A 20,065-nucleotide genomic window follows, 5' to 3' on the forward strand; every position below is an offset into this window, starting at 1 on the left:
TTAGTGAAAATTTGGTTCCAATTTACTATATTTTTTTTAAAAAACAGAATAAAGAAATCAGATGCCGTAAAAATTTAGTAATTTTCCGCTTTAAAATAATAGTTTGAGAAAGTATCACGTAGAAAAATATAGTTCAATACGTTATGATTTGTGGAACGAATTTGTAGCCAATGCAAAAAATGCTACTTTTTTATTTCATCGTGATTTTATGGAATATCATCAAGACCGATTTGAAGATTTTTCATTGCTTGCTTTTGATGATAGTCATGAATTAATAGCTGTCTTACCTGTAAATAGAGTAGGAGAAACCCTTTTTTCCCATCAAGGACTAACTTATGGTGGAATTGTAATTCATGAAAAAACAAAACTTTCCGATTTTATCTCGATTGCAAAATCTGTTTTTGAGTATTTGAACACACATCAATTTCAGAAAATAATTTTCAAAGAAATTCCAACTATTTACAATCAAATTCCTTCAGATGAATTGCAATATTTGATGTTTTTGATGCAAGGAAATTTGGTTAGAAGAGATGTTTTGTCGGTTGTAGATTTGAAAACTAAATTTTCTTTTTCACGCGATAGAAAAAATGGGATTAAACGAGGAATCAAAAATAATTTAGTTGTAAAAGAAGAATCGAATTTTGAATTATTTTGGAACGAAATTTTAATTCCAAATTTGGAAGTTAAGCATCAAGCAAAACCTGTTCATTCATTGAAAGAAATTCAGTATTTGTACAGTAAATTTCCAAAATATATCCGACAATTTAATGTGTATCAAAACGATAAAATTGTGGCTGGAACAACCATTTTTGAAACGGATTTAGTAGCGCATTCTCAATATATTTCTGGTAATTCAGATAAAAACGAATTAGGAAGTTTAGATTTTTTACACGATTATTTAATTTCTAGCGTTTTTAAAGATAAAAAATATTTCGATTTCGGAATTTCCAATGAAAATCAGGGTAAAAATATAAATGAAGGTTTGTTGTATTGGAAAGAAAGTTTTGGCGCAAGAGCTATTACACAAGATTTTTACGAAGTTGAAATAAAAAACCACACATTTTTAGATAACGTTTTACTATGATACATTTCCTAAATTTAAGAAAACTAAACCAACCTTTTGAAGTTGCTTTTCAGAAAAAGATGAAGCAATTCTTAGATGGTGGTTGGTATATTTTAGGTAATGAAGTCAAGCAATTTGAAACTGATTTTGCTTCTTATTGCGGTACAAAACATTGTATTGGAGTAGGAAATGGTTTAGATGCTTTGGTTTTGATTTTTAAGGCTTATATTCATTTTGGAAAACTTGAAAAAGGAGATGAAGTTATTGTTCCAGCAAATACTTATATTGCTAGTATTTTAGCGGTTTTACAAGCTGATTTAGTTCCTGTTTTAGTCGAACCAAGATTGGAAACGTACAATATTAATCCAGAAGAAATTGAAGCTAAAATAACTTCAAAAACAAAAGCCATTTTACCTGTTCATCTTTACGGTCAATTGTGTGAAATGAAAGCCATAAATGAAATAGCTCAAAAGCATAATTTATTGGTTATTGAAGATGCTGCGCAAGCACATGGAAGTCAGTTTTCAGAAAATGAAAAAGCAGGAAATTTATCAAATGCTGCGGCTTTTAGTTTTTATCCTGGAAAAAATTTAGGTGCTTTAGGCGATGCAGGTGCCATTACAACTAACGATGATGAATTAGCTGAAGTGCTTTTTTCTATGCGAAATTACGGTTCGAAAGTAAAGTATGAAAACGAAATTATCGGCGTAAATTCTCGTTTAGACGAATTGCAAGCGGCTTTTTTGAATATTAAATTGAAGCAATTAGATTCGGAAAATGAATTCCGTAGAAGCATGGCAAAACGCTATCTTTCGGAAATTAAAAACGAAAAGATTATAATGCCAAGTTGTGATTTATCTCAAAATCACGTGTTTCATTTATTTGTTATTCGAACTTCTAATCGATTAGAGTTACAGAATTTTTTAAAAGAGAACGGAATTGAGACCATGATTCATTATCCAATTCCACCTCACAAACAAAAAGCTTTATCAAATTGGAACAATTTATCGTTTCCAATCACTGAGAAAATTCATGATGAGGTTTTGAGTATTCCTTTGAATTCGGGTTTAAAAGCTTCCGAAATCCAACATATTATTACAATTTTAAATCAATATTGATTTTGGATATTTTTAAAAAAATAAGTCAAAACCAATTGTTTAAAGTTACTTCGTTAAGTAGTTTTAGCATCCTGATACGATTAATTACTGGTTTTTTGTCATCTAAAGTAATTGCATATTTTGTTGGTCCTTCAGGAATGGCTTTGATGGGGAATTTGAGAAGTTTTACATCATTATTAGAATCTGTTGGAACACTTGGAATTCAGAATGGCGTTTTACAAAATGTTGCTAAAAATCATCAAGATAGAGTAAAACTAAATTATTTTGTACGCCTTATTTTTTGGACACTTTTGTTTTTCTCGCTTTTAATTTCTACCGTTTTAATTTTTGGAAATTCGTATTTTGGAAAAATGATTTTCAATCGCCAATCGGAGTATAATTTTATTTTAAATTTTGTTGCTTTTTTTCTTCCATTTCAAGTTTTTCATCTCTTTTTTGTTACGGTTTTAAATGGTTTTAGTTATTACAAAAAAGTAACTTTGATTTCGATTTATGGTTATATTGCAAGTTTACTTACATCATTTGTTTTTATTTGGTTTTATGGAGTATTTGGTGCTTTGGTTTCCATTTCCATAACTTCTTTTTTATTGTTTTTATTTTCAAGTTTTTATTTTTTTAAAGAGTTTTCTTTTGGAATTATTTTCAAAAGAATTCAAATCGATTTCAGTGTTTTAAAAGGATTGATTCCATTTGGAATTATGTCACTTTTTACGGCTGTTTTAACTCCTGTTTTATACATTTTTATTCGAAATCTTATAGCTAAAGAAGTTTCTATTGAAGCTTCCGGTTGGTTTGAGGCGATGCAGAGAATTTCGGGATTTTATTTTATGTTTATTTCAACTTTAGTAAGTTTTTATTTCTTACCAGAATTAATCAAAACCTCTTCAGAACATGAAAAATTAGCCATTACAACTAAGTTTTTTAAACAAGTTATTCCTGTTTTTTTAATAACTTTAATAGGTGTTTATTTCTGCAAAGATTTTATAATTAAATTATTGCTAACATCTGATTTTTATCAAGTGAGAGAATTATTTGTGTGGCAACTTGTAGGAGATTTTTTCAAAGCAATGTCACTAATTTTAGGAATTCGATTTTATGTAATTAAAGACTTAAAAGGCTATCTTCTTACTGAAAGTATATCATTTTTAGTCTTTTTTGTTGCTTCTTGGTTTTGGATTCCAATTTATGGTGCGATTGGAGCTGTAATTAGTTATGCTGCTACTTATGTAGTTTACTTTTTAGCTTTGGTTGTCTATTTTAGAAAAGTTATTTTTAAGGCTTAAATGCTTTTCAAACGTACCTTAATTTCCAATAAAAAAAGCTTAAAAAGTAACTTGAAGTGTTTTGCTTTTATGAATTTATACATTTCAAATCGAATTCTTCCCAACAATGCTTTGTGTTCGTCTTTTGTTTTGTTTAAATGATATGCTTTGACTAAAATTTTTAAAGTAGATTCGTTTAACTTTTTTGCTCTCAAATTGTTTTCAATCAAAAAATGAGAACTTAAAGAATCAGAAACAATTCTTTTTTTTGCCAAAATTTCAGGAATGTATTCAAATTCAAAATCTCTAGAAGTTCTAATCCATAAATCTAAATCTTCGTAGGCCAAATCTTCGTCATAATATTCCAATTTTTCCAAAACCGATTTTTTAATCATTGAAGAAACCGAACAAATTTTGGTTGTTCTTCCTACAACCATTCTGTAAATATCTCCACTTTCTGGGCAATCTTCTTCGTTGTAATAATTATTTAGGAAGTTACCGTTTTCATCGATTTCGATTAAATTTCCGTAAACAATCCCCAAGTTTTTATACTTTGAATTTTGAAAAGTTGTAACTTGTTTTTCAATGCAATTCGGTACTAATAAATCATCTGCTGCTAAATCAATGATAAATTCGCCTTTTGCAATTTTAGCCAATTGATTGAAGGTTTTGGTGTTGCCCAAATTCTTTTCGTTAGTTGAAAAATGTACTTCAGGATGATTTTTTACCCAATCTTTAATTACTCCGATCGAATTATCACTACTACAATCATCTGCAATTAGCAATTCAAGATTTGGGTAGGTTTGATTGATGACAGAATTCAAGGCTTCCACTACGTAAGCTTCGTGATTGTAAGACAAACAAATGACACTAACAAGCGGAAAATTTTGCATATTGGGTTTTTAAATCTATTTTTATGCTAAATTACTAAACTAATTCAACCGAAATGAAAAACCACTCAAAAAAACCATTAAAAGTAGCCATTGTTGGCTATAAATTGGCTGAAGGTGGTTTGGAAAGGGTTTTTGGAACTACAACAAGAATGCTTCATGATGCTGGAATAGAAGTACATACTTTGGTTTTAGAAGACAAAATTGATTATGAGTTTGGTGGGAAATTAGTAGCTTTTGGACAATATTCGAAGTTTGTTAAGTATTTTAAATTACGAAATTACCTAAAAAACCAGCAATTTGATTACGTAATCGATTTTCGTCATCGTATCAATCCAAAAATGGAGTGGGTGTTTTTGAATTTTATTTATCGCAATCTAAAGTTTATTTATACCATTCATAGTAGTAGATTGGAAACATATTTAACTGATAATGATTTTATTGCGAAACAAATGCTTCAAGAAGCTCATAAAATTGTAGCGGTTTCCCATTTTATCAAACAAAAAATTGAAACTAAATTTGAAGCTAAAACGGTTGAATTTATTCCGAATTCGGTTTCAATTCGTTCGTATTCAACTACTGAAAAATTACCTTTTGAATATGTTATTGCAGTTGGAAGATTAGTTCAATTAAAACAATTTGATAGGCTAATTGAAAGTTATGCGAATTCTAATTTGCCTCAGAAAAAAATTCATTTAGTTATCTTAGGAACTGGAGAAGAGCAAGACAAATTAGAAAAGAAAATTTTAGATTTGAAAATAGAAACTAAAGTTCATTTGTTAGGTTTTAAAGAAAATGTTTGGGATTATATTTCCAATGCAAAGTTTTCGGTTTTGTCCAGTCAGTACGAAGGTTTTCCGATGACTATTTTAGAATCATTAAGTTTGGGAATTCCTGTAATTTCATTCGATTGCGAAAGCGGTCCAAACGAAATGATAATCAATAATCACAATGGGATTTTGGTAGAAAATCAGAATTTCACTGAATTAACTCACAAAATGAATATCTTTGTTAAAGACGAAATTTTATATCAAAATTGCAAAAATAACTCGGTTTCGAGTGTTTCAAAATTTCAGTCGGAAGTTGTAGTAAACCAATGGTTACAGATATTAAATTATGGAAATTAAAATTGTAAATATCCCTAAGATTGAAGATCCAAGAGGTAATTTATCCGTTATCGAAAAGGAAGTGGTGCCGTTTGAAATCAAACGCGTTTACTATTTGTACGATGTTCCTGCTGGAGCAGAACGTGGCGGACATGCACATAAAAAATTACAGCAGTTTTTAGTAGCGCTTTCAGGAAGTTTTGATGTAATTTTAAACGACGGAAAAGAGGAAAAAATAGTTGCTTTAAACAAACCTTTTGAAGGTTTATTAATTACCAATGGTATTTGGCGTGAATTGAAAAACTTTTCTTCTGGAGCTGTTTGTTTGGTGGTGGCTTCTGATGTGTTTGAAGAAGCAGATTACATCAGAGAATTCGATGAGTTTCTAGCGATTTCGGCTAAGTAAATTTTCATAAACGTTTACTAAATCTGAAAAATGTTTCGCAAAGGTCTTTTTAACTAAATAATTCGGGATGTTATTTTCTAATTCGCTTTTTAAACCTGAATTTGAAAGAAGTTCGACCATTTTTTCTTCCAATGCTTTCTGATTTTTGAAGGAATAAGTTAGTCCAACTTTATTTTGCTCAATCTCCTCTTTAATTCCAACTAAATCACTTGTGATTACTGTTTTACCAAAAGCAAGACTTTCTAAAATTACATTGCCATACGCTTCTAAATATTCACTCGGAACCACTGAAAATTTCGAATTAGCATAAATTTCATGTAATTCTTCACGTGATTTATTTCCTAAAAATGAAACGTTTTTCAGTTCGTTATTTTCTACAAAAATTTGAAGTTCTTCTATTTGATTGCCTTCTCCAACAATCCATAATTTCTCGTTTGGAAATTGTTTGAAAATGTTCTGAAATGCTTTTAATAAAGTCAAAATCCCTTTTTCAGGAACCAATCGCCCAACAAACAAAATATAGTTTCCTTCTGAATTGGAATTTTGGTTTTGCTCTATAAGTATTGGATTTGCTAATGTTTTGCCTTCTTTTTTAAAATGGTTTGAGACAAATTGCGTTAAGTTTTCTGATGGCGTTAAAAAATAATCAATATGTTTTTTGATAATACTTTTATGATGCGATTGTTTTAAATACAGCAAAGTATCAAACAAAATATTTCGTTTTGGTTGATGATGTAAAATACATTCTAAAGCGCTTTCGTGTTTATGAAGTACTTCGTTTTTATCATTCAGCATATAGTTTTTCGGGCAGATGTAATAATAATCGCGAAAAGAAAACACAATCGGAATTTCTTTAGATTTCGCAAATTCCATGAAATGTGGTGTTACTGGTGCGCCAATGCTGAAACAGTGAATTACATCAGGTTGAAAACTTTCAATTTCTCGAATAATTTCTTGCGTGATGGTTTTGTGGTAGATTTTTTCAACCCAATTGGTTTTTATTTTATCCTTCCCAAACCATTTAAAGATGTAATCAGAATTATTTTTTTCGGCATACTGAATCAATTCATGAAGATAACTTTCAACTCCTCCTTTAAGTCGATTTTGATAATTAAAATTATTGATCAGTAATATTCGCATTTCATTTAAAAATTAATTATTTACTTTGAGTGCTTTTTTTGAAGTAAACAAAAATAACATAATCTGTAAAAATCAAATAGAAATAAATTTGGCTTTTCAGATAGTAAGTTTCGTTCTATTTTTTTTCCGAATATTTTTAAAAAAAAGACCAATAAAAAGGTGAGTTGTAAATTAGTTATTATTCTTCCATATTTTGAAAGTTTAATATAATTACTATTAATTAAGTTGTTATTTATTAAAAAAAGGAGCCCTTCAATTGATTCTTTTGATTTTCTTAAAAAAACGATATTATCATCTAATCCATTATGTATTACGACATTTTTTATGTGCTCTACTGAGATATTCTTTTTGAATAAATCGTATGAGAATAAAGTGTCTTCATGTCTAAGATTAGGAATGTTTTCATTAAATTTTACGCTTTTGAAAACATTTTTATTAATCAGAAAATTAAGAGTTAAAAATGAAAGATATTTATTTTTATTCCTTTTGTTTACAGATAAAGCTTCTCTTTCTTTTCCATAAAACCAGCGAAGAATTCTGTTTTTTTCTGGTTCTTCGTTTTGATATTCTATACCACCATAAATAATTCCTGTTTTAGATGAAATATTTTGGATGTATTTTAGAATATAGTCTGAATTTTTAGGAAAGGTATCTGAATCAAGAAATAGTAACCAATTATATTTCGCTTGACTACTTAATAAATTTCTCACTTTACTTCTGCCTAAATTTTCTTTATTTTCAAGGAAAGAGCAATTTGCTAAATCATATATTTTTCTATTTTCTTCTAAATATGAAGAACTTCCGTCATCCTGAACTAAGATTTCATAATCAATGCCTAAAGCATCAGCCTGATTTTTTAATTCCGTAACTAATGGATAAACATTGTAGTTGTATGTGGGAATTAAAATCGATAGCATTTACACCGATCTTTGAACTACTTCGAACATTTTTCCACCTTCAAATTTTAAAGTTTTTGAAGGGTATTTTAAAACTAATGCATAATCGTGAGTCGCCATTAAAATGGTTTTTCCATTCGCATTAATTTTACGAAGTACTTCCATGATTTCTACACTAGTTTGTGGGTCAAGATTTCCTGTTGGTTCATCAGCTAAAATGATTTCTGGATCGTTAAGTAAAGCTCTTGCAATCCCAACACGTTGTTGTTCTCCACCAGATAATTGGTGTGGCATTTTATTAGCAAAACCTTTCATTCCAACTTTGTCTAAAACTTCCTCGATTTTAACTTCCATTTCTTCTTTTTCTGTCCAGCCAGTTGCTTTAAGAACGAATAATAGATTTTCTTTTACACTTCTGTCAGAAAGTAATTTAAAGTCTTGGAAAACTACGCCTAATTTTCTTCTCAAATACGGAATGTCGTCTTCTTTTAAAGTGTTTAAATCGTAATCCACTATGCTACCTTCGCCATCCGTTAAGGCTAAATCTGCATACAATGTTTTTAAAAAACTACTTTTTCCCGAACCTGTTCTACCAATTAAATAAAGAAACTCACCATGTTTTACATCGATGTTTACATCGGTTAAAACTGGATTTTTATCTTGATAAATCGTTACGTTTTTTAAGGATAGAACTGTTTGTGACATATTTTTGATGGATTTTAAAATGTAAAAGTAATAACTTATGGTTCTGTATCAAAATTTTAAGTTGATTTCAATTAAAAATTGTGTATTTGGTTAAAAACTATGTTCAAAAATTGTACAATAATATGTTAAGAACCTTCGTTAATACTTTCAATAAGCCTTATATTTGGAACTTATAAATAACGAATCAAATGATAAAGTATTTAAAACTTTCTTTTTTAGTATTGTTCTTTTCGGGAACACTTTTTGCCCAACAATCTTCTGTCTATACACACGAGTTAACTGAGTTCAACAGAGCTGTCGAGTTGTATAAAGATAAACAATATCAAGCAGCCCAAATTTTATTCGACAAAGTAAAATCGAAAACCGATAATATGGAAGTAGAATCGGATTGCGCTTACTATATTGCTAATTGCGCGATTCGTTTGGATCAAATGGGAGCCGATGTTTTGGTAGAAAGTTTTGTTGAAGATTATCCAACGAGTACAAAAACGAATCAAGCCTATATTGAAGTGGCACATTACTATTTTGATCAAGGAAATTATCCAAAATCATTAGAATGGTTTGATAAAGCGGATTCGAATAGCATGTCGCAAGCCGATAGAGAAAAATACAATTTCCAAAAAGGATATGCTTATTTCACGGCAAAAAACACGAAAGAAGCAACAAAATACTTCAATCAAGTTGTTAATTCGAAGACTTTTGGAAGTCAGGCAAAATATTATTTAGGTTATATGTCTTATGAAACCGATGATTATAAAAGTGCTAATCAATATTTCGAGCAAGTTTCAGACCAAGACAAATACAAAGAAAAAATGGGGTATTTTCAAGCCGACATGAATTTTAAGCTTGGAAATTTTCAAAAAGCTATTGATTTAGGTGTAGAACAAATGCCAAAATCAAAAGGAGAAGAAAAAAGCGAATTGTCTAAAATCATTGGAGAAAGTTATTTCAATTTAAAAAAATATGACAAAGCACTTCCGTATTTATTGGCTTATAATGGAAAAAAAGGAAAATGGAATAATACCGATTTTTACCAATTAGGTTACACCTATTACCAACAAAAAGATTATGAAAACGCCATTTCACAATTCAATAAAATCATTGACGGAAATGATGCTGTGGCTCAAAATGCGTACTATCATTTAGCAGAAAGTTATTTAAAAACCGATAAAAAACAACAAGCGTTAAATGCTTTCAAAACTGCTTCTGAAATGGAATTTGATTTAAAAATTCAAGAAGATGCGTATTTGAATTATGCGAAATTGAGTTACGAAATCGGGAATCCATATCAATCGGTTCCTGAAGTATTAAATGCTTACGTGGCTAAATATCCAAATACGCCATATAAATCAGAGATTAACACATTGTTGATTAGTTCTTATATCACTTCAAAAAATTATAAAGAAGCGTTAGTTTTATTAGAAAAAAATAAATCTCCAGAAAATAAATTAGCGTATCAAAAAGTAACGTTTTACAGAGGTTTAGAATTGTATACCGATGGCGATTACAAAGGTGCTTATACGTTATTTAAAAAATCGTTAGCCGAAAATAAAGACGCAAAATTCACCGCAAGAGCTACTTTTTGGAAAGCAGAAACCGAGTATAATTTAGACCAATTTGAGGAAGCTAAATTGAGTTTCAAACAGTTTTTGAATTCAGCCGAAGCTTCAAGCACTCCTGAATACGCAAATGCAAATTACAACTTAGCGTATTCGTATTTCAAATTGAAAGAATATGAAAATGCGATTCAATATTTCGACGCTTTTACCAAATCTTCTAAAGATGATAAAATTCGTTTAACCGATGCGTATTTGAGATTAGGTGATTGTAATTTCATGGCAGCAAAATATTGGCCAGCAATGGATGCTTACAATAAAGCTATCGACATGAAAAGTGTTGATGCTGATTACGCAGCTTTCCAAAAAGGAATTAGCTACGGATTTGTAAGCAAACCAGATCGTAAAATTGAAGATTTAGAAAAATTTGTAAAAACATATCCAACCTCTCAATATGCAGATGATGCTTTGTATGAATTAGGAAATACTTACGTAAATCAAAATCAGAACGACAAAGGAATTGCAACTTACGATAAATTAATTAACGGATATAAATCGAGTTCGTATGTGGCAAAAGCCATTTTAAAACAAGGTTTAATTTACTATAACTCAAGCAAAGAAGATTTAGCTTTAGGGAAATTCAAAAAAGTGGTTGCCGAATATCCAAATTCACCAGAATCTATCGAAGCCGTTTCAACAGCTCGTTTAATCTATGTAGATAAAGGTCAAGTGGATGAATATGCGGCTTGGGTTAAAACCTTATCATTTATTGAAGTTTCTGATGCAGATTTAGATAACGATACATACGAATCGGCCGAAAAACAATATTTACAAAACAACAGCAAACAAGCTATTTCAGGATTCTCAAGTTATGTGAGTAAATTTCCAAACGGATTACATGCTTTGAAAGCGAATTTCTATTTAGCACAATTGTATTTTGCAGATAATTTAGAAGCAAATTCAGTAAAACATTATGAGTTTGTAGTTTCTAAACCAAGAAACGAATTTACAGAACAAGCTTTAGCACGTTTATGTCAAGTGCATTTGAAAGCTAAAAATTACGACAGCGCGATTCCAGTTTTAAAACGTTTGGAAACCGAAGCAGATTTCCCGCAAAATACTACGTATGCACAATCTAATTTAATGAAATCATATTACGAAAAACAAGATTTCACTAATGCCGTTGTATATGCTGATAAAGTATTGAAAAACGACAAAATCGATGACAGAATTAAAAGTGATGCTCAAATTATCGTAGCGCGTTCTGCTATTAAAACAAACGATGAAGCGAAAGCGAAAGAAGCGTATGCTAAATTGCAAAAAATTGCAAAAGGGGAATTAGCTGCCGAAGCTTTGTATTACGATGCTTACTTTAAAAACAAAGAAGGCAAGTTTGAACCATCAAATGTTGTAGTGCAAAAAATTGCTCAAGATTATTCAGGATACAAATATTACGGAGCGAAGAGTTTAGTAATTATGGCGAAAAACTTCTACGGATTAAAAGATAGTTTCCAAGCAACTTACATTTTAGAAAGTGTTATTGAAAACTTCAAAGAATATACAGATGTAATCGAAGAAGCTCAAAAAGAATTAGATTTCATCAAAGGAGAAGAAGCTAAACGTAATTCATCAATCACAAATTAATAAAAATCAGATAATTGTCATACTGTACTTGTTTCAGTATCTAGTATCTCATTTAAAAATATAGAAAATGAAGAAATTAAATATAATCGCCTTAGTTTTAGTCGTATTCGGAATCCAATTTTCTTTTGCCCAAGTAAAAGATGAAAACATTGGTTCGGAAGTAGTAAACATTGTGAAGCCTTATACGCCAACCATTTCAGATGCGTTTAAGGTTAAAGAAACACCATTGTTAGATGACGAAGACAATCAGCAAAAAGAAGTAATTCAGTACAATATTTTCTCGTTTCCGGTTGCTTCAACGTTTACGCCAGCAAAAGGAAAAGCAGCTGGTGTAGATAAAATCGAAAAAGAAAAATTATACAACAATTACGCCACGTTAGGTTTCGGAAATTACCCAACTATCAACGCAGAATTGTTCATTACACAAAATTTAAGTAGAAGCAATTACGTAGGCGGAATGTTACGTCATTTGTCGTCTCAAGGCGGAATTAAAGATTTGGTTTTAGATGATAAATTCTACAACACAAGTTTAGATGTAACGTACGGAGTTCGTGAACGCGATATGAGTTGGAATGTAGATTTAGGCGTGAAAAACCAAATTTACAATTGGTACGGTTTACCAACAGAAACCATTTTCTTTGATGATCCAACGATTGCAGGAATCGATTCAAAACAAACTTACAATACAATCGCTTTAGGCGGAAAAATGAGTTTTAAAGATGGAATTTTTAATGATGCTAGCATGCAATTCAAACGTTTTTCGGACGGATTGGATTCAGGAGAAAATCGTTTTTTCATCAAGCCAAATTTCGATTTCGATGTAATGAATCAAAAAATAAAAGCAGATTTCGTAGTGGATTATGTGGGAGGAAGTTTTGAAAGAATGTACGATGTAGATTCAGAATTAAAATACAGCACTATTATCGCAGGAACAAAACCAAGTATTTTATACCAACAAGATGATTTATCGGTTCAAATTGGAGCTGGGGTTTATTATGCAACAGCAAAAATCAACGGAGAAAGCGATGGAAAGATTTTTATTTATCCAAACATCAAAGCATCTTATAAATTAGTAGGTGATATTTTAGTCGCTTACGCCGGAGCGGAAGGTGATTTAGAGCAAAATTCGTATGCTGATTTCGTAGATCAAAATCCGTTTGTATCACCAACAATGTTTATTGCGCCAACTGATAATAAATTTGATTTGTATATTGGGTTGAAAGGTAAATTAGCCAATTCAGTAGCGTTTAATGTTAGAGCTTCGAATAAAAATCAAGCAGATAGAGCGTTATTTGTAAGCAATGGTTTTGATGGAACTGGAACAAATACAAATGGTTATGCTTATGGAAATTCATTCGGAGTTGTGTATGACGATTTAAACACGCTAGGTATTTTCGGGGAATTGAAAGCCGATTTCTCTAAAAATGTAACTTTCGGAATCAACGGAACATACAATAATTACTCAAACGATACACAAGCGGAAGCATGGAATTTACCTCAATTGAAAATTGGTTCAACAGTAGATTTTGATATCAACGAAAAATGGTATGCCGGAGCGAATGTGTTTTTTGTAGGCGAAAGAAAAGATTTAATTTCAATTCAAGATGATTTAACGATTAATCCAGGAACTTTCACTACAACAGCAATAACTTTAGATAGCTATTTCGATTTGAATGCTCACATAGGCTACAAATACAACGCAAGATTAACCGCTTTCTTAAAAGGAAACAACTTGGCCAATCAACAATACAACCGTTGGGCAAATTTCCCAGTGCAAGGAATTCAGGTGTTGTTAGGAGCTAATTATAAATTTGATTTCTAAAACTTCAATATTCAAAATTCCAAGTTCGTTGTTCAATGTTAAGAATGTTGAATATTCAATTTTGAACAACGAATTTTGAAGTTTACTAAAGTTGTTTTCTAAGTTTTTCAATACTATATTCGTGAATAAATATCTTTTTATAATTATTTGTTTTAGTTTTTTGAATTGTAAGGATTCAGAAGATAAAATTGTGAATACAACTGAGATAAAATCTAATGATTTGAATTTCTTTGATTTTGATAAGGTTGAACATTATTCTAAAAATATAAAAGATGACGATATTTTGCACGAAATGCAAAGATTAGATGGTATTGATAAGCATTCTGAAGAATATAATTATCTAAATCTAATTGGGTATAATTATCCTAAAGATGTTAATGACAAAGAATTTATAAGTAATTTGGTAAAATACAAATTTTCGAAAATACAAATTGATAATAATATCCATAAAGACATAAATAAACTTTTTAGTACATCAAAATGTGAAGGAGGTTATCCTTTAGCTTGTGCTCCAGTTTATAGAGATATTCTTGTTTTTTACAAACAAGATAAGATTATAGGAATAGCAAAAATTTGTTTTGAATGTGGACAAAGCTATATTTTAGGTTCTTCTAATGATGTAAGTGATTTTGGAAGCTGTGGAGAGTATGGTGTATTGTATGAAATTTTAAAAGGGAAAAAATAATACTCGCGTTCTTAGCGCCTTCTTTGCGAACTTAGCGGTTAAACCATGACTTTCAAACAAAAAATAAAATCCCATTATCAAAACCTATTATCTGAAAAAATAAGCGAATTGCGTTTTATGATTTCCGATTTAGCTCAAGATGCACAAAACGATGCGAAAGGTTCGGCTGGCGATAAGCACGAAACCGCTTTGTCAATGATGCATTTGGAGCAAGAAAAACTCAATCAAAAATTAGCAGAAATCATCGGTCAAAAAAATAGCATTGACAAAATTGATGCGGATGCAATTCATACCAAAGTTGCTCTGGGAAGTTTAGTTCAAACCAATGAAATGCTGTTTTATATCAGCGCCGCTTTACCAAAAATCCAACTCGAAAATAAAACGATTATTGCCGTTTCACCACAATCGCCATTAGGAAGTCAATTAATGGGGAAAAGTCTCGGAGATGAGGTTGTGATCAATACCAATCGATTCCAAATTAAATCCATCGAATAAAACAAACGCCACTCTCTCGAGTGGTTTTTTTATGATTTGTAACCAAAACAAACGTAAAACAGTCATTATAATTTAAAATATAATTAAAAAATCAATTTTTAGTTTTAAATTATAATTAAAATTAGTTTTAAGGTTTATTATTTAAACTTATATATTCAATTTTGCTTCATCAAATTAAGTGAATCATTTATATCACTTAAATAATTAAACATTTCAACGATTAAACTTAAAGATTATGTGCGGAATATTAGCCATTATAGGAAAAGGAAAAGAAGAAGCTTTAGTGCAGCAATTATCAAAAAGAATGAGCCATCGTGGTCCAGATGAAAGTGATATCCATGTAACGGAGAAAGGACACATTTTGGCACACGAACGTTTATCAATTGTAGATTTACATACAGGAAAACAACCGATTCAAGGAACCGATTCCGCTTGGATGGTACATAATGGCGAAATATACAATCACAAAAAGTTAAGAGAAACGATTTTAAAACATCACACGTTTAGAACCACATCAGATTCTGAAGTTATCGTGCATTTGTATGAAGAATTTGGTTACGATTTCTGTGACATGTTAGATGGAATTTTCGCTTTAGTGGTTATTGATGGAGATGATTACATTGTAGCTCGTGATCCGCTTGGAGTAAAGCCTTTGTATTACGGAATGGATGAAAGAGGTCGCTTATATTTTGCTTCCGAAATGAAAGCGATTACGGACCAATGTAAATCATTCTCAACTTTTCCTCCAGGACATTATTACACCGAAAAAACAGGTTTTGTAAAGTATTATAAACCAGAATGGGAAGCGCATGAATCAGCAATTGAAAAATTAGATTTACAAGCTTTACAATCGAGTTTAACCCAAGCGGTAGAAAAACGACTAATGTGTGATGTACCATTTGGAGTATTGCTTTCTGGCGGATTAGATTCTTCTTTAATTGCTTCAATCACTTCAAGATTGTTAGAAGGTAGCGGACAAGAATTGCATTCTTTCTCAATTGGATTAGATGCTTCAGCTCCAGATTTAGTTGCTGCAAAAAAAGTAGCAGATTTCATTGGAACTACTCATCATGAAATTCATTTCACAGTGGAGCAAGGAATCGAAATTTTAGATAAGTTGATTTGGCATTTGGAAACGTATGATGTAACGTCAATTCGTGCGAGTACGCCAATGTATTTCTTGTCGAAAGCGATTACGGAAAAAGGAATTAAGATGGTGTTGTCAGGCGAAGGTGCTGATGAAATTTTCGGAGGTTATTTGTATTTCCGAAATGCGCCATCAGTGTTAGATTTCCAAAAAGAAACCATCGAACGTGTTCAAAAATTATTTACCGCCGATTTACTTCGTGCCGATAAATCAACTATGGCGCACGGATTAGAAGCGAGAGTTCCGTTTTTAGATAAAGCATTTTTGGATTTGGCGATTAAAATTCAACCAGAAGAAAAAATGCCAAAAACCTATGACGGAATTGAAAAATATATTTTACGAAAAGCATTTGATACACCCGAAAGACCCTTTTTGCCCGAAGAGATTTTATGGCGTCAGAAAGAACAATTTTCTGACGGAGTAGGGTATAACTGGATTGATACTCTAATCGAATATTGTTCGAGCCAAGTTACAGATGAAGAATTTGCAAAAGCAAAACTGTTCTTTCCTTATAACACGCCAGTTACAAAAGAGGCGTTTTATTATAGAAGAATTTTTAATAAGCATTTTCCACAAGATAGTGCAGCACAAACAGTTCGCAAATGGATTCCAAAATGGCAAGAAAACCAAGATCCAAGTGGTAGAGCAAATGCCGCTCACGTGAAAGCGGATGTGTCTATTGCAGTAGAAAAAGAAGTGGTTTAGTATTTTTTATTAGGTTTGTTGTTTTGAAAGGCCTCTTTAATTTCGTTTTAAAGAGGTTTTTTTTATTTCTTCTGTTTTGAGGAAATTAAAAAATTATCAAAAATTTAAAATAAGGCTATTTTTATTCGATTTAAGGCACTTTTGTCAAAAATTAACAATTGTTGATAACTTAGTGTTGAGTTGCTATGGTTTTTATTTCTTCTTTTTGTCTATTTACTTATATTTGTTGATATAAAAATACTTTATTTAGCACAAATATTATGAGTGAAGAAAATAAAAAAGGTAGTTATTCGGCTGACAGTATTCAGGCATTAGAAGGAATGGAGCACGTAAGAATGCGTCCTTCCATGTATATTGGAGATACTGGAGTTCGTGGATTACACCATTTAGTTTATGAAGTTGTAGATAACTCAATTGATGAGGCGTTAGCAGGACATTGTGATACTATTTATGTTGCAATTAATGAAGATAATTCGATTACGGTTGAAGATAACGGTCGTGGTATTCCAGTTGATTTACATAAAAAAGAAGGCGTTTCTGCACTTGAGGTTGTAATGACTAAAATTGGTGCTGGAGGTAAATTCGATAAAGATTCATATAAAGTTTCTGGAGGTTTGCATGGTGTTGGAGTTTCGTGTGTGAACGCACTTTCTGATCATTTACGTGCAACAGTTTACCGTGAAGGTAAAATCTATGAGCAAGAATACGAAAGAGGTAAAGCAATGTATCCAGTTAAACAAATTGGAACTACTGATAAAAGAGGTACAATGGTTACTTTTAAACCAGATGCTACCATTTTTACCCAAACTTTAGAATATTCTTACGATACTTTAGCAGCTCGTTTGCGTGAACTTTCTTTCTTGAATAAAGGAATTACAATCACGTTAACAGATAAAAGACATTTAGCGGATGATGGTTCTCAACCAGTAGAAACATTTCATTCTAAAGAAGGTTTAAAAGAATTCGTTAAGTTTTTAGATGGAAATCGTGAACCAATCATTTCTCATGTAATTAGCATGGAACATGAAAAAAGCGAAATTCCAGTTGAGGTGGCTTTAATTTACAATACGAGTTATACAGAGAATATTTTCTCTTATGTAAATAACATCAATACACACGAAGGAGGGACACATTTGCAAGGTTTCCGTATGGGATTAACTCGTACGTTGAAAAAATATGCGGATGCTTCTGGATTGTTAGATAAATTAAAATTTGAAATTTCTGGAGATGACTTCCGTGAAGGTTTAACAGCTATTATTTCGGTAAAAGTACAAGAACCACAATTCGAAGGTCAAACTAAAACCAAATTAGGAAATAGAGAAGTAGTTTCTCCGGTTTCTCAAGCGGTTTCAGAAATGTTAGAGAATTATTTGGAAGAAAATCCAAATGATGCTAAAATCATTGTTCAAAAAGTAATTTTGGCTGCTCAAGCCCGTCACGCTGCTAAAAAAGCACGTGAAATGGTACAACGTAAAACCGTTATGGGTGGCGGTGGATTACCTGGAAAATTATCTGATTGTTCAGAACAAGATCCAGCAAAATGCGAAATTTTCCTTGTCGAGGGAGATTCGGCGGGTGGAACAGCTAAACAAGGTCGTGATCGATTTTTCCAAGCGATTTTACCTTTACGTGGTAAGATTTTGAATGTAGAAAAAGCAATGCAACATAAAGTATTTGAAAACGAAGAAATTCGAAATATTTTTACCGCATTGGGAGTTACAATCGGAACAGCTGAAGATTCAAAAGCGTTAAATTTAGAAAAATTACGTTACCACAAAGTAGTGATTATGTGTGATGCCGATGTCGATGGTTCTCACATTTCTACCTTAATTTTAACGTTCTTTTTCCGTTACATGAAAGAACTTATCGAAAAAGGACACGTATACATTGCGGCTCCACCTTTATATTTAGTTAAAAAAGGAAACAAAAAAGAGTATGCTTGGAATGACGTTCAACGTGATGTAGCTAACGAAAGAATGGGTGGAAGTGCTGCTATTCAACGTTATAAAGGTCTTGGAGAAATGAATGCTGAGCAATTATGGGAAACCACTTTAAATCCAGAAAACAGAACATTCAGACAAGTAACTATTGATAGTTTAGCAGAAGCTGATAGAGTTTTCTCTATGTTAATGGGCGATGAGGTGCCACCTCGTAGAGAGTTTATCGAGAAAAATGCTTCTTACGCAAAAATTGATGCGTAATATTTTATTAGTATAAACAGATAAATCATATGTCTTTTTATCAAGAACAAATATTTGCTTTTGGTAAATTTGTCAACGGAAATATTGGAGTTCAATATCAATTTTAATTTTTATAAATATTTAATATACACAACAAAATGAAAGTAACAATAGTAGGTGCGGGTAACGTGGGTGCAACATGTGCAGATGTTATTTCGTACAGAGGAATCGCAAGCGAAGTAGTATTAGTTGACATTAAAGAAGGTTTTGCAGAAGGTAAAGCTATGGATATTATGCAATGTGCTACAACAACTGTATTCAACACACAATTGAGCGGAACAACAGGAGATTATTCTAAAACAGCAGGAAGTGATGTAGTAGTTATTACATCTGGAATTCCAAGAAAACCAGGAATGACTCGTGAAGAATTAATCGGAATTAATGCAGGAATTGTTAAATCGGTTGCTGATAATGTATTAACTCATTCGCCAAATGCAATTATTGTAGTAGTGTCAAATCCAATGGATACAATGACGTATTTAACATTAAAAGCAACAGGATTACCTAAACACAGAGTAATTGGAATGGGTGGCGCTTTAGATAGTTCACGTTTCAAATATTTCTTGTCAAAAGCATTAGATAAACCAGCTAATGATATTCAAGGTATGGTTATTGGAGGTCACGGTGATACTACTATGATTCCGTTAACTCGTTTAGCTTCTTACAATGGTGTTCCAGTTTCTAATTTCTTATCTCAAGCTGAGTTAGATAAAGTAGCTGCTGATACTATGGTTGGTGGTGCTACTTTAACAGGTTTATTAGGAACTTCTGCTTGGTATGCACCAGGAGCTTCTGTAGCTTATTTAGTAGATAGTATTTTAAACGATCAAAAGCGTATGATTCCATGTTCAGTTTTCTTAGAAGGTGAGTATGGACAAGAAGATATTTGTATGGGAGTTCCATGTATTATAGGTAAGAATGGTATCGAGAAAATCGTTGATGTGCAATTAAATGATGCAGAAAAAGCATTATTTGCTAAAAGTGCAGACGCAGTTCGTAATATGAATGCCGATTTAAAATCAGTATTGTAATTTTACATCAAAATAGAATTGAAAAACTGTCAAGAAATTGGCAGTTTTTTTTTGTTATTGCTATTTTTAAAAAAAGGTTTGAAAAAGGATTTTTGCTTTAAATTAATAAGTTTTCAACAATAAATAAAGGAATGTGAAATACTTTTTTAAGTTG

General features: G+C 31.3%; 16 protein-coding genes. 12 read left to right on the forward strand and 4 right to left on the reverse strand.

Features of this window, described 5'->3' with window-relative positions:
- The first annotated feature begins 103 nt into the window (after positions 1 to 103).
- The 3 genes from AAEO58_RS08695 (at position 104) to AAEO58_RS08705 (ending at position 3,464) form a co-directional block, all read left to right on the forward strand.
- A complete protein-coding gene (locus AAEO58_RS08695) occupies positions 104 to 1,084 on the forward strand; it encodes a GNAT family N-acetyltransferase (RefSeq protein ID WP_341683058.1) in 981 nt (326 codons plus the stop codon).
- On the forward strand, positions 1,081 to 2,181 hold the full coding sequence (locus tag AAEO58_RS08700; protein ID WP_341683059.1) for a DegT/DnrJ/EryC1/StrS family aminotransferase: 1,101 nt from the start codon (positions 1,081 to 1,083) through the stop codon (positions 2,179 to 2,181). The genes AAEO58_RS08695 and AAEO58_RS08700 overlap by 4 nt, the downstream gene beginning before the upstream one ends.
- Before the next feature lie 95 nt (positions 2,182 to 2,276).
- The gene (locus AAEO58_RS08705; protein ID WP_341683060.1) at positions 2,277 to 3,464 is read left to right on the forward strand and encodes an O-antigen translocase; all 1,188 of its coding nucleotides are present in this window, start codon (positions 2,277 to 2,279) and stop codon (positions 3,462 to 3,464) included.
- Here AAEO58_RS08705 and AAEO58_RS08710 read toward each other — a convergent pair.
- Positions 3,461 to 4,336, reverse strand: coding sequence for a glycosyltransferase family 2 protein (locus AAEO58_RS08710; protein ID WP_341683061.1), 876 nt, complete (start codon positions 4,334 to 4,336; stop codon positions 3,461 to 3,463). The genes AAEO58_RS08705 and AAEO58_RS08710 overlap by 4 nt on opposite strands.
- 53 nt (positions 4,337 to 4,389) lie before the next feature.
- On the opposite strand from AAEO58_RS08710, the gene AAEO58_RS08715 reads away from it, so the two are divergent.
- Positions 4,390 to 5,460, forward strand: coding sequence for a glycosyltransferase (locus AAEO58_RS08715; RefSeq protein ID WP_341683062.1), 1,071 nt, complete (start codon positions 4,390 to 4,392; stop codon positions 5,458 to 5,460).
- Positions 5,450 to 5,845 (forward strand): sugar 3,4-ketoisomerase, encoded by a 396-nt coding sequence (locus AAEO58_RS08720; RefSeq protein ID WP_341683063.1) that lies wholly within the window; start codon positions 5,450 to 5,452, stop codon positions 5,843 to 5,845. The genes AAEO58_RS08715 and AAEO58_RS08720 overlap by 11 nt, the downstream gene beginning before the upstream one ends.
- Here the strand turns inward: AAEO58_RS08720 and AAEO58_RS08725 are convergent.
- From AAEO58_RS08725 to AAEO58_RS08735, 3 genes are read right to left on the reverse strand one after another with little or no spacing between them, the layout of a single operon-like run.
- Positions 5,825 to 6,985, reverse strand: coding sequence for a glycosyltransferase family 4 protein (locus AAEO58_RS08725; protein ID WP_341683064.1), 1,161 nt, complete (start codon positions 6,983 to 6,985; stop codon positions 5,825 to 5,827). The two genes, AAEO58_RS08720 and AAEO58_RS08725, sit on opposite strands and share 21 nt — an antisense overlap.
- Positions 6,986 to 7,005: 20 nt before the next feature.
- Positions 7,006 to 7,902: a glycosyltransferase family 2 protein gene (locus AAEO58_RS08730; RefSeq protein WP_341683065.1), complete on the reverse strand. Its 897-nt coding sequence runs from the start codon at positions 7,900 to 7,902 to the stop codon at positions 7,006 to 7,008.
- A complete protein-coding gene (locus AAEO58_RS08735) occupies positions 7,903 to 8,586 on the reverse strand; it encodes a cell division ATP-binding protein FtsE (RefSeq protein ID WP_133610041.1) in 684 nt (227 codons plus the stop codon).
- A gap of 188 nt (positions 8,587 to 8,774) precedes the next feature.
- Between AAEO58_RS08735 and AAEO58_RS08740 the strand changes: the two genes are divergently transcribed.
- The 7 genes from AAEO58_RS08740 (at position 8,775) to mdh (ending at position 19,911) form a co-directional block, all read left to right on the forward strand.
- Complete coding sequence (locus tag AAEO58_RS08740; protein WP_341683066.1) at positions 8,775 to 11,786, forward strand: tetratricopeptide repeat protein; 3,012 nt, start codon at positions 8,775 to 8,777, stop codon at positions 11,784 to 11,786.
- A 67-nt stretch (positions 11,787 to 11,853) separates the two neighbouring features.
- Positions 11,854 to 13,608: a porin family protein gene (locus AAEO58_RS08745; protein WP_341683067.1), complete on the forward strand. Its 1,755-nt coding sequence runs from the start codon at positions 11,854 to 11,856 to the stop codon at positions 13,606 to 13,608.
- Between the two features lie 121 nt (positions 13,609 to 13,729).
- The gene (locus AAEO58_RS08750) at positions 13,730 to 14,293 is read left to right on the forward strand and encodes a hypothetical protein (RefSeq protein ID WP_341683068.1); all 564 of its coding nucleotides are present in this window, start codon (positions 13,730 to 13,732) and stop codon (positions 14,291 to 14,293) included.
- 45 nt (positions 14,294 to 14,338) lie between these two features.
- Positions 14,339 to 14,788, forward strand: coding sequence for a GreA/GreB family elongation factor (locus AAEO58_RS08755; RefSeq protein ID WP_341683069.1), 450 nt, complete (start codon positions 14,339 to 14,341; stop codon positions 14,786 to 14,788).
- Between the two features lie 235 nt (positions 14,789 to 15,023).
- Positions 15,024 to 16,640: an asparagine synthase B gene (gene asnB / locus AAEO58_RS08760; RefSeq protein ID WP_341683070.1), complete on the forward strand. Its 1,617-nt coding sequence runs from the start codon at positions 15,024 to 15,026 to the stop codon at positions 16,638 to 16,640.
- 260 nt (positions 16,641 to 16,900) lie between these two features.
- Positions 16,901 to 18,841, forward strand: a complete 1,941-nt coding sequence (gene gyrB, locus AAEO58_RS08765; protein ID WP_133610054.1) for a DNA topoisomerase (ATP-hydrolyzing) subunit B — start codon at positions 16,901 to 16,903, stop codon at positions 18,839 to 18,841.
- Between the two features lie 137 nt (positions 18,842 to 18,978).
- Positions 18,979 to 19,911 carry a malate dehydrogenase gene (gene mdh, locus AAEO58_RS08770; RefSeq protein ID WP_133610056.1) on the forward strand — a complete coding sequence of 311 codons (933 nt, stop codon included), beginning with the start codon at positions 18,979 to 18,981 and terminating at the stop codon, positions 19,909 to 19,911.
- The last annotated feature ends 154 nt before the right edge of the window (positions 19,912 to 20,065 follow it).

It is taken from the genome of Flavobacterium helocola (assembly GCF_038289885.1).
GTDB lineage: Bacteria > Bacteroidota > Bacteroidia > Flavobacteriales > Flavobacteriaceae > Flavobacterium > Flavobacterium cheniae.